The sequence below is a fragment of the Limnothrix sp. FACHB-1083 genome (assembly GCF_014696485.1).
GTDB lineage: Bacteria > Cyanobacteriota > Cyanobacteriia > CACIAM-69d > CACIAM-69d > CACIAM-69d.
The window spans coordinates 169,953-181,894 of record NZ_JACJQD010000007.1 but is presented as its reverse complement, the minus strand read 5'-3'; the positions used below and the strand labels follow the sequence as shown (position 1 = coordinate 181,894).

General features: G+C 58.3%; 7 protein-coding genes and 1 tRNA gene. 3 read left to right on the top strand and 5 right to left on the bottom strand.

What is annotated here, in order from left to right:
• Positions 1–88: 88 nt before the first annotated feature.
• The gene (locus H6F46_RS10945; protein WP_199291510.1) at positions 89–871 is read right to left on the bottom strand and encodes a TIGR03943 family protein; all 783 of its coding nucleotides are present in this window, start codon (positions 869–871) and stop codon (positions 89–91) included.
• A gap of 839 nt (positions 872–1,710) precedes the next feature.
• Here H6F46_RS10945 and H6F46_RS10940 point away from each other — a divergent pair.
• Together H6F46_RS10940 and H6F46_RS10935 are read left to right on the top strand one after the other, a co-directional pair.
• The gene (locus H6F46_RS10940) at positions 1,711–2,283 is read left to right on the top strand and encodes a DUF4214 domain-containing protein (protein WP_190355211.1); all 573 of its coding nucleotides are present in this window, start codon (positions 1,711–1,713) and stop codon (positions 2,281–2,283) included.
• Between the two features lie 105 nt (positions 2,284–2,388).
• Positions 2,389–3,081, top strand: a complete 693-nt coding sequence (locus H6F46_RS10935) for a calcium-binding protein (RefSeq protein ID WP_190355212.1) — start codon at positions 2,389–2,391, stop codon at positions 3,079–3,081.
• 194 nt (positions 3,082–3,275) lie between these two features.
• On the opposite strand, the gene H6F46_RS10930 is transcribed toward H6F46_RS10935, so the two are convergent.
• The 4 genes from H6F46_RS10930 to H6F46_RS10915 form a co-directional block, all read right to left on the bottom strand.
• Positions 3,276–3,352, bottom strand: a tRNA-Met gene (locus tag H6F46_RS10930).
• Positions 3,353–3,565: 213 nt separating this feature from the next.
• A complete protein-coding gene (locus tag H6F46_RS10925) occupies positions 3,566–5,776 on the bottom strand; it encodes a DNA polymerase III subunit gamma/tau (protein WP_190355213.1) in 2,211 nt (736 codons plus the stop codon).
• Between the two features lie 347 nt (positions 5,777–6,123).
• Entirely contained in the window at positions 6,124–7,533 is a 1,410-nt protein-coding gene (locus H6F46_RS10920) for a tetratricopeptide repeat protein (protein WP_199291509.1), read from the bottom strand.
• Positions 7,530–8,852, bottom strand: coding sequence for a P-loop NTPase fold protein (locus H6F46_RS10915; protein ID WP_190355214.1), 1,323 nt, complete (start codon positions 8,850–8,852; stop codon positions 7,530–7,532). Before H6F46_RS10915 ends, H6F46_RS10920 begins: the two co-directional genes overlap by 4 nt.
• A 329-nt stretch (positions 8,853–9,181) precedes the next feature.
• Here H6F46_RS10915 and H6F46_RS10910 point away from each other — a divergent pair, with 329 nt between their 5' ends.
• Positions 9,182–11,866 (top strand): DUF3536 domain-containing protein, encoded by a 2,685-nt coding sequence (locus H6F46_RS10910; protein WP_190355215.1) that lies wholly within the window; start codon positions 9,182–9,184, stop codon positions 11,864–11,866.
• Positions 11,867–11,942: the final 76 nt, after the last annotated feature.

Sequence of the window (11,942 nt, the reverse complement as noted above, 5' to 3'; positions counted from 1 at the left end):
ATTCCTCAGTTGATTGCACCGGATTGCGCCTTTGCTGCCGCCCGATCGCCCCTAAAAATCACGCCCAAGGGTCACGCCCAAAACTCATCTAGAACTCATAGGGATTTTTGGGAACCGGAATCGGGCGCATTGTTTGTGGCGCAATGCTCAACACTCGCTCGCCCTTGATTTCATCCACTGCCATTCGCCCCTGAATTTCTAGCCAAGTATCAGGGGGATAGTCCGGCATATTGGCCGGCCGGCGCACGGGCAGCCCGATCGGGTAAGCATCCGCCGCACAGCAGGTGATCGTAAATCGCGAAATCCAAAACACATCTGCCGGATAGCCCTCCACCTTGGTGACAAAACCGCTGATGTTCACCGGTTGGTTTCGGTAGGCTTCCGGTTCGGGATAAACCTCCAAAGTCCGCACCCACTCAATCAGCGATCGCTGTTCTGGGCGCTTGTTGCTGCGAAAGGCCTTGGGCGCACGGGCGATCGCGGTGGTGGGGTCGCCAATGCCCCGTTGCAAAGCTTTGTGGCTGGTGAGGGGCTGCGGCGCAATCCAAAACCCCCCGATCGCCGCCAACAGCAATAACAGCGTTGCCCACCCCTTGGGCAGCAAACTGATGTGTTGTTCTGAGTCAGGATCCGCCGCCAACGACAATCGCCGCCGCAACAACCGCCCAGATTGCACCAAATTAATCGCCAGACTGGCCGCCGCCATCAGCAACAAAAACCCCGTGACCACCACCAAGCCGTGATAGGCGGGATGGATCAGCAGGGCCAAGCGGCCACCGTGCCAGTAGTGCAACATCAGCGCTCCCCACGCTGCGATCGCTGCCACATCGACCCAAGGCAGCCAGTTCGATCGACTTGGTTGTGACAACACGGCCGAAGCAGCTCCCATTGGAGCCGTCGCGCTAAGGAATGGCTTCATTGTACGGGGTGGTTTTGACCCCAACCTAGCGTTCCCGTGGTCATGCCGTCGCTCAAATGCCCAGTGAATCAGCTTTTCAGCCCCCTGCGGCCTCCATTCTGAGCCAATGACCACCGAAAGATTCAGAAGGGGCGCGAGACGGCCCCACGGCCCAAAAAGTTCCGAGGGCAAGACAATGCAACAAGCGGCTAAAACCCACCCAAATTCGGCTGCTGTCCCCTTTACCGTTAAACACAGGCTTGATCGTTTATGGCTGGTTTTGTTGATAGTTGCATGGGTGGTTTTGTTGATATTTTTTCGGGTGATTGCTTGGGGAACTTCATGAATGGTTTCACAGAAAATTTCATGAACTATTTCGTGCTGTTTCACTGAGCCATTCACTGATGTTGACAAAAAAACAACAGCAGGACTAACAACCCAAATTTGGCCAATGCGCCTTGAATTTATTTCAATGGCTAATGATAGTTCATGATGGTTAATGGTGACCTTTCGGCTAGCAAGTTACGGCAACCAACGTGATGGGGAGATCATGCCCCATGGCTCCACCAAAATCGCCTCAAGATCCGCTGACATCACCACCAAGCACCTAAGCGCCAACTGTAATGCTGCTGGCAAAAACCCAAAAAAATCCTTGCAATTCCTGAATTTCGCCCCCAGAGTCGAGAGACTGAGCCTGGAGGTTTGTGGCTAATTCAGAGTGATGCCAAACAATCAAAAAACAGTTCATCCATCGTGACATCTCCCCAGGAGACACAATGGAGGCTCAACCATTCAATCAGGAGATGATTCCTATGAACCGTTCTGTGAACCGCACCTGTACTGCATTGGCAGCATTTTTGTTAGGGTTAGGAGTGGCCCATGGGGGCGCGATCGAGCCAGCCATGGCCCAAAGTTCCTGCCGCTGGGAAGGGGGCCAGTTGCGCTGTGATGATGGCAGCCGATCGGACAGCGATCGCAACCGGAATCGAGACCGCGATCGGGATGATTATCGCTACTACGATCGCAACGAAGAACGGTATCGCGACGACTACGACAACGATCGCAACAACTATCGAGGCGATCGACAGGACTTGGAAGATCGGATCGATCGGCTCTATCGCGAAGTGTTGGGCCGGCCCGCCGATCGCAACGGACTGCGTACCTATGTGGATCGGGTGCGCGATCGCAACTGGTCGCTGCAACGGGTGCGGGACGAATTAGCCAACAGCCGCGAGGCCGAATCCGCCATCGATCGCGCCTATCAAGAAATTTTGGGTCGCCGAGCCGACAACCGAGGAATGCGCACCTACCTCGAACGGCTGCGGGGGGGCTGGTCAATCCAGCGCGTTCGGGAAGCCCTCATGAACAGCCGCGAGCGGCGATAACACCCAGCTCAGCTCCACTTGCCCGGGTCATCTCGGCATTGCTGGACGGTTCCTGACCCATTCCTAAAGACCACCCATTCCTGAACAGAGGACAGATTCTTCACCATGGCTCGGACGGATATTGACTATCTCGATCTCACCAACAACAGCGAAACCATCTCCCTCGCAGCCGGCCAGCAGGGCCGCCTGGGTGTGCGGGCCCTCGCAGGCAACGATTACATCAACGGTTCCAGCGACAACGACACCCTCTATGGCAACAGCGACAACGACACCCTGATCGGCAACGAAGGTAGCGATGTGCTCTTTGGGGGCCAGGGCTTTGATTTTGTGATTGGTCGCGATGGGGATGACCTGCTCACGGGCAACCTGGGCAACGACCAACTAGAAGGCGGCGCAGGACGCGACACCCTCCGTGGCGGTCGCGACAACGATATTCTCTACGGCCAAGAGGGCGATGATCTGCTGGCCGGCGACTTGGGCATCGACACCCTGATCGGCGGCACCGGGCGCGATACCTTCGTCCTGGCGGTTGATGATGCCACCACAACCATTGCGAACGCCGATGTGATTGTGGATTTTGACTTCAACAGTGGAGATTTCATCGCGATCAGTCGTCAGGTAGACCTATTTTTTGATAATTCCCTCGACTACTCGCGGATTGTGGGTTTTGGCAGTCCCGATGTGAAGGATGTGTTGATTCGTGTGGGCGGAGCTGTGGGGCCAATCATCGGAGTTGTGGTGGATGCGACTGATCGCCAAGTGGCCCAAGCCTTTGCTGAAGGGCCACGGGTTCTGTAGCCCGCTGCCAATTGAGGGCTGATCAAAGGGTTGATCAATTCGTTGCTACGGCGATCGCACCAAAATCTGGCGATCGCACTAAACCAAAAGCGCCCCGCTACGAGTTCGTAGCGGGGCGGTCTTTAGGGTTTCAGATTTCGAGACTTTTGAGGGGTCTCTTCTTCAGTTCGCTCTGACTTGGTGTTCAGATGATTTGGTGGCGGGGAGCGGATTTGAACCACTGACCTTCGGGTTATGAGCCCGACGAGCTACCAGACTGCTCTACCCCGCGGCGCGAATTCAAATATAACCGGAAGCCCTAGAAAAAGCAACTACTTTCTGAAAATTTTCTCCCGCGCCACCCACAAGGGCCCAAAGGGAGGCTGAAAAAGCTGAAAAAAACGTTGAGCGAACGGTTTGAGCAAACGGTTCAACCAGACCCAGCCTTAGCCGCGATCGGCTCCATTCGCCCACCGGTCAACTGAGCGATCGCCCCAACCGCCGGTCAAAACATGTCGAGATCGTCTACCTGCACAATTTCGCCATTGAACAATTGCGCCAAGCTGCGGGCACTGCGGGCCACCAAGTCATCGGGCCCCGGTGGCGGAGGTGGCCCCGCTGGCGAAGGGGGCGAAACGGATTGGGGAGAAGCGGCGGGGGGCGGTTGGGGCGATCGCACAGGGCGATCGGGGGCGGGGGGCCGGGCCGGGGCCGGCAGGGGATTCGCAGCGGGAGCTGTGGGCAACAGGGCTGGGGATGCGGTGGGCGGGGGAGCCACCCTAGTCGCGATCCCACCAAACCCGCCCGCCGTTGGGTTCGCGGCCGTAGTCGGCATCGGATTCAGGTTCCGGGCTGGGTTCGGGGGCGGGGGGGGCGTTCCCCTGGGTGGATTTTTTGGGAAGGACGCGGGCGCGCTGGTCTGGGGGGGCATCACCACATTGGCCCGAATCGCAACCGTGACGCTCCGTTGCAGGTGCTGCTGAAAGGCCGTTTCGATCGCCTTGGTGCGGGACTCAAACTTGGCAACCCAACTGGGCGGAATCCCCACGACGGCGTTTTGACCATCAAAGGACAGCAGTTGCCCCATCTGCGACAACATCATCTTGGTGGCCGGGGGTTGCACATGAACCAAGATCGCTTGCCACAGTTGATCCAGCTCCGCAGAAGCGGGAACCGGCGCGATCGGGCTGGGTTCCGGTGCAAAGGTTTCATCGGGCCCAGCGCTGACCGGGGCCGGCTCGGGAACGGGAGTGGGCACGGGGGCCGGTTGGGAAACAGCGGCCACCGGAGCGATCGCCGCCGGAACCGTTGTTGCGCTTGGGGGAGTTGCGGTGGGGGTGCTTGTTGCGATCGGGGCTGGAGCCACACCTCCCATGGACTGCAACAAACCAATCAACTGCATCAGCGTGGCTGGATTCGTTTGGGCCCATTGGGTCACGCCCTGGGCAAATTGGGCGATCGCCCCCGGATCTAGCCCCAACTGGGCCAACAGAGCCGAGAGCGGATCGCTCGACGCAGGAACCGAGACGGGCGCGATCGGGGCCGGCACAGGAGCCGGAAGCGAAATCGGGGCGATCGGGCGAGGCGGCATCGGAGCCACTGACCCAACAGCCCCCACCGGAGCCACCGCCCCCGGCAACAGCCCCATCAAAGTCACCTCCAACCACAACCGAGGCTGGGTGGAGTTTTTCAGCAGCGATTCGCCGGTTTTGAGGTACTGCTGCCCATGCAAGATCCAGCTCAGTTCCTGACTGCGGGCAAATTCACAGAGTTGCTGCCAAGTTGGCTCCGTCAGGGCCACCAAATCACCCCGATCGGGCGCAGTCTTCGCAATCAGCAGATCTCGATAGAAACTCGCCAAATTTTGCAGCACGATCGTCGGTTCCCGCCCCCGATCCATCAGCCGCCGCAAACAATCCACCGCCCCTTCCGCATCACCCGCCGCCAAGCTGGACACCAAAGCCAGCAAATCTCGCTCCGGCACAGCCCCCACCAGATCCCAAACGGCCTCCACCGTCACCCCCGTGGGAACCAGACTCAGTTGATCCAGCAGGCTTTCCGCATCGCGCAAGCCCCCCTGTGCAATTTGGGCCACCAGGGTTAATGCTTCCGGCACAATCTCGATCGACTCCTGTTGGGCGATCGTCCCCAAATGGCTCACCATATCCACCAGGGGAATCCGCCGAAAGTCAAACCGCTGACAGCGAGAAATAATCGTCGGCAAAACCCGCTGCGGATCCGTCGTGGCCAACACAAACACCACATGGGCCGGCGGTTCCTCCAGGGTTTTCAGCAGCGCATTGAACGCTGCGCCCGACAGCATATGCACCTCGTCCAGCACATAAACCTTGTAGCGGCATTGCACCGGGGCAAATTGGGCCCGCTCAATCAGCTCCCGGATGTTGTCAACCCCCGTATTGCTGGCTGCGTCAATTTCCACCACATCCAGCGCCCGCCCCTGTGTAATTTCCACGCAAGTTTGGCAATGGCCGCAGGGTTCCGCTGTGGGCCCCTCGCTGCTCAGGCAGTTGAGCGATTTCGCCAAAATCCGAGCGCTGGAGGTTTTGCCCGTTCCCCGAGGCCCCGCAAACAGGTAAGCCGGCGCAATTCGATTTTGCTGAAGCGCGTTGGTCAGCGTTTGGGCGATCGCCTGTTGGCCCACCAAGTCGGCAAACCGTTGTGGGCGATATTTGTGGTGCAGCGGTTCGTAGGGCATGGCTAGGAGCGGGTCAATGAAGCGACCAGACAGCCATCTTATAAAACAACCGCTGTGAAAATCGCCTCCTGCCAGATTCCGTCCCCTGTGGCAATGGTGGGAGAAGCGGCATTCAACCGCTGACGGTCTCAGGGTTTGGCTTGGGCGCTCTCCTCATCGCTTGACACGAATCGACCCTCGGAGAGCTTGCGGATCGAAGGGCGCATGGCGATGTGGCCCCACAAGAATCGATTTTTCCGCGCCGGGTAGGGGCGTACCGCTGTACGCCCTCCACCAGGGGTGATCGCTTGACACGAATCGACCCTCGGAGATCTTGCGGATCGGAGGGCGCATGGCGATGCGCCCTCCTACGGGTGGGGTGGGGTGCTGAGTTCTTGCAGTAGGGATTGGGTGAGGGGGTGATCGGAGAGTTCGGCGGCGCGATCGGCTTCGATGGCGGTTTGCACGAGGTGACGGAAATTTCCCAAAACGGTTTGGGTGTTGGGATGGTCTTGACCGAGTTTTTCTAGAAAAATCTCCAAGCAGCGCCGGTAGAGGGGTTCCGCGGCCTCGTACCGTCCCTGGGATTTGTAGAGTAATGCCAAGTTGTTGAGGCTTTGGGCAGTGTCGGGATGGTCGGCTCCCAGCACTCGCTCTTTGATTTCCAGCGCTCGCCGTAAGAGGGGTTCCGCCGCCTCGTACCGTCCCTGGGATGAGTAGAGTAATGCCAAGTTGTTGAGGCTACCGGCGGTGTCGGGATGGTCGGCTCCCAGCACTCGCTCCCAAATTTCCAGCGCTCGCCGGTAGAGAGGTTCCGCTGCCTCGTACCGTCCCTGGGATCGATAGAGTTCTGCCAAGTTGTTGAGGCTGGCGGCGGTGTCGGGATGGTCGGCTCCCAGCACTCGCTCTTGGATTTCCAGCGCTCGCCGGTAGAGGGGTTCCGCTGCCTCGTACTGTCCCTGGGAATAGTAGAGTGCTGCCAAGTTGTTGAGGCTGGTGGCCAGGTTTTTCGATGGCTCCTGAGTGTCGTAAATGGCGATCGCCCGTTGGAAATAGTCCTCAGCGGGGATCGCTTCCCCCGTCCCCCGGCCTGCTTTGTAGCGATCGGCATAGCGATCGCCCAACTGTCGCAGCAGATCGGCCACGGCCAGGCTGGTCGGCCCCAATTCAGCTTCGGCAGCGGCCAAAGAAGCTTCTAGATCGGCGATCGATAGCCCCACCGGATCGGCAATGTCCGAGGGCAGCAACTCAAGGCGATCAGGGCGGATCTCCGATGAATTAGCCGTCTCCTGAGCCACCACCGCAAACAAAAACACGCCATCCCGCCAGCTCCAAAAGTCCGGGGCCTTTTTGGGCAGTTCTGGCCAAACCTGCGATGGCAACCACAAAACAATCGGGAGCGCCAACTCCCGCAAGGCTTCCCGCGTCCATTGCAAATAGCCCAGGAACTTCTCGATCGGCTCGGGGCCCGTCAGCCCCAGCGACTCCGCCCCCAACACCGTCACCAGGCTGGGCAATGCCGACCCCGCCTCCGCCAAGGCCAGGCTGACGGCACGGTGCAAGCTGGGGTCTTGGGCATCCAGCCGGGCCCGCAGGGGTTGCGCCTGGCCCGCCAACTCGGATTCGTAGCGCTCAATCCAGGCCAACCGTTGGCGATCGTGGTCGCACCGGGCCAACAAAACCTGCAATTGCCCCAGTCCCATTTCCAAGGAGGCAACGAGGCGATCGTAGGTGCGATCGTTTTCGGGGGTGATTTCTGAGCGATCGTCAGGGTTCATCCGCCAATCCGCTGCTCAATTCGCAACTGATCAATCAACAAAGGATGCACATCGTACCAACTTTCTTTGTTGCGATATTCGATCACATACAAGCTGTGCAGGAGATTCAAAAACTCATCAGCTTTTGGATCATCGGGCTGATAGTTGAAATAGGTTTGCTCCAGAATTTCGCGATCGGATTTTCCGAGGGTAATCGACATTTCATTGCGGAGCGAATCCAACGCCTCTTGCAAAATAGTCTGATCGATTTGAGCTTGGCTAATGTCTGCGCCCCGCCGTTGTTGCACACGCAACTCAACCCGCATCAGGCGACAACATTCCTTGGCAATCCGAATCAATTCCCGATTGACCCCGCCACTATAAAGCACAATTTTTTCGGCAACTCCCTCAGCAAACAGGTCTGGCACGACCCGGCGATGGAGAATCTGCAATAGCGTTTGGAACTTATCGGGCACGGGCTGCCCATCGGGCCGGTGACTGTCGTTTTTGGCAAACAACTTCAGCACGGGCATCACATAGATATTGGTGCTGGTTTCGGTTTCCAGATGGCTTTTGAGGCGAGTGTCCCGAATGGTGGCGATCGGGATTGTGTAGATCACAATGAAGTTTGGCTCTAGCAGGGACTTCAAATTTCGGTAGAAAATCTCATCAATTTGCGTCAACTCTAGTTTGTCTAGATCATCAATAATCGCCAGAATGGGTTGACCGCTAGCCAGCCGAATTTCGGTAGCAATGTTATTGATCGTATCAATTAGATCACGCAGATCCTTGGAAAATTCAGTTTTGATTTCCTCCCGCATTTTGGCATCGGTCTTCAGCTTGGTTTTGAGCAAGCCAAATAGATCGAAGCCCACTTCTGCCTCGCCACTCACTGATGCTTCTTCAATGTGGGTGCGGGTTTTAAACCAGTTGCGAAAGGCGTTGATCTTGCTGGGGGAAATCGCGATTTTCTCGGCTTCTGCCTTGGCCATCAACTGCACGGCCATGGTGAACAAAATATTGATGTGATTGATTGAGTAGCTTTCAATCAAATCAGCAATTGAGAAAAAAACGGTGAAATAGCGATCGCGCATCATCTTGGCGAATTCCGCCAGCACCGTCGATTTGCCGCAGCCGCGATGGCCCGCAAAGATGAATTGATTGTCTGACTCGGTGCTGTCTTCCACGAGCTGCTCCAGTTCCGCCAAGCAGCGATCGTTGTAGCTCACCCCAAAGTTTTTCCAATCTTGGTCGGCCACCAGGGGTTGAAGCTGCAAGTTTTGGAAGGCTTTCTGGAAGGCCTCGGAACGGGCAAGGCTGGCCGAAGATGCTTCAGACATGGGAAACCACAGACGAAATAACGGGCGAGAGACCGGGCGATCTGCTCTCGGGTCAATCACCCCAGCCGATGGGGGCGATCGTCGCCATTGTGCCACAGGGGTGCTGGTCAGAATTAGCCTGCTTTATCCTCACCATGGGCTTGGGTCAATCATAGCCCGCACCGGTTGCTGAGTTCTTGCGGGCGCTTGGGCAGGGGATCAGCGGCCGCCAACCGATCGCCGAAGACGGAACCATGGGACAAATCGATCGAGATTTTGCGGAAGATCGGCGCTTGTGTTAAACCGCTAGAGGGTTAATCAACCGGAAATTGGCGCTTAGGAGCTTGGGGATGGCAAAACGATCGAACGAAGGCACCGTCGCAGCCCCCGTTTCGCCAATGCCCGATCGCCCCGCTTCTGGGGTTTATGTGGTGGTGCATGGGCATTTTTATCAACCCCCGCGCGAAAATCCCTATTTGGAGGCGATCGTGCGGCAGCCCAGCGCAGCCCCTTGCCACGATTGGAATGAGCGGGTTTATCGGGAATGCTATCGACCCAATGCCTTCGCCCGAATTTTTAATGATTCGGGGGCGATCGTGGGGTTGGTGAACAATTTTGAGTGGATGAGCTTTAACGCGGGGCCAACGCTGCTGAGCTGGTTGGAGCGGTTTGACCCGGCCACCTATGCCCGAATTTTGGAGGGCGATCGCCTGAGCGCGGCTCGGCTGGGGGGCCATGGTAACGCGATCGCCCAGGTCTATAACCACATCATCATGCCCCTGGCCAATCGGCGGGATAAGCAAACCCAGGTGCGATGGGGCGTGGCGGATTTTCGATCGCGCTTTGGTCGATCGCCCGAAGGCATTTGGCTAGCGGAAACAGCCGTGGATTACGCCACCCTTGATGTGCTCATCGACGAGGGCATTAAATTTGTGATTTTTGCCCCATCCCAGGCCCAGCGCTGCCGACCGCTGCCCACGGAAGCCGATCCGGAGCCGGATTGGGTGGATGTGGGATCGGGGCAAATTGACCCCACTCGGTCTTATCGGTGTTTTGTGCCCAAGGGAGGGGAACCGGAGCCGATCGACCCGGCAGCGCCTTCGGATCCGGCGGCCACCTTGGCCCGAGACCGCTACATTGATCTGTTTTTTTACGATGGGCCAATTTCCGGCGACATGGGTTTTGGGGATGTGCTGACCAGTGCCGCTTCCTTTGCCGATCGGTTGGGATCGGCGGTGCGGGCCGATCGCCCCAGCCAGGTCATTTCCGTGGCCACCGACGGAGAAACCTTTGGTCACCACAAGCGCGATAAGGAAAAGTGCTTGGCCTATGCCCTCAGCATGGAGTTTCCGGGGCGAGGCTGGTGTACCACCAATTTTGCCCATTACCTAAGCCTGCACCCGCCGGAGTGGGAGGTGGCCATGAAGCCGGTGACGGCCTGGAGCTGCTCCCACGGGGTCGATCGCTGGCAGGATGATTGCGGTTGTGGCGGCGGCGGCGGCTGGCACCAGCGCTGGCGGCGACCGTTGCGGGACAGTTTGAACTATTTGCGCGATCGACTGGTGGCGGTGTTTGAACGCTATGCCACACCACTGCTGCGGGATCCTTGGCAGGCTCGCGATGAATATATTGAGTTGGTTTTGGATCGATCGCCCGATCGGATGACAGCATTTTTGGAACGTCATCGGGCCCGCCCCCTGTCAGCCCAGGAGCGAATCGATGCCCTACGGCTGCTGGAAATGCAGCGCCATGCCCTGTTGATGTTCACCAGTTGCGGCTGGTTTTTTGAGGAAATCTCTCGCCCGGAAGGGGTGCAGATTTTGCGCTATGCCAGCCGGGCGATCGAGCTGGCGGCCGAAGTGGCCGGCGTGAATTTGGAGCCGGACTTTGTGGCCCAACTGGCAGCGGCTCCCAGCAACGTGCCGGAATTTGGCGACGGGGCAGAGGTTTATCGACAGTTAGTTTTGGATGATCATGTCAGTTTTGAGCAGGTGGTGGCAGCCCACGCGATCGGCTCTTTGATTCCCAACCAACCGCGCCAAAGCCGAGCCTATTGCTACACGATCGAACAGCAGGATTACCAACTGCAACGGCTGGGATCTCTGGCTTTGGCCGTGGGCGAGTTGGTGGTGACTTCGGATATTGCGGGCGAGTCTGCCCATTTTGTCTTTGGAGCCTTGCACTTGGGCGGTTGGGATTTTCACTGTTGTGTGCAGCCGTTCCAAGGCCGATTAGCCTACAGCAAGCTGAAGGAGCGGCTGTTTGCGGCGCTGGAGTCTGCCAGTGCGGCCCAGGTGGTCTTGGCCCTGAGTGCCACCATGGGCGGCCAGTCCCGGGGATTTGCCTTGGCGGATCTCTGTGCGGAGGATCGCGATCGGCTGATGCGGGTGCTGGTACAGGAAACAACGGCAAGGCTGGATACGCTGTACGATCGCGCCTATCGCGACAACTGCGGGATCATGACCCGGTTTTATCGAGATGCGCTGCCGGTTCCCCGCGAATTACAGGTGGCGGCGGAATTGGCCTTGGGTCAGCGGGTGTTGTCTTTGGTGCAGCGGTTGGCCGGCGAGTTGGAAACTTGGCCCTTGGCAGCGATCGAGGCCGGGCCAGGAACGCTAACGGAGTTGGAAGCAGTGGCCGCCGAAGCCCAGCGCCTCCACTGTCAATTGGATGGGCTGGAAATTGCCCCTTGGATTACGCGGGCGGTCGGGCGGTTGCTGGAACGGGCATTGGGCTTGGTGGAAACGGAACTGAACGGGCATCCTGCCGCTGACCCAGAACAGTCCCTGGGCGGGTTCCGGGTGGCTGTGGATGCGATCGAGCGACTCACCAGCCTCAGCCGATCGCTTCAACTCACCTTAGATCTGGATTTGGTACAGGAACGGCTCTTTTTCTGGTGGCAGGGTTCCATGGCCGCCGCGCCCTTGGATGATCGGTGGTTGGGCTGTTTGGGGGATTTGGGGCAGGCCCTGGCTGTGCGGCTGCGACCGGGCCCCTACAGTAATTTGCTGATCGATCGCCCCCGATCATCTTGAGCCAATTGGCAGCAATCTGAATCGATCAGGGGCAATCCGAGGCGATCGCCCCAAGGCTAATCCCGTCGGGCCGCCG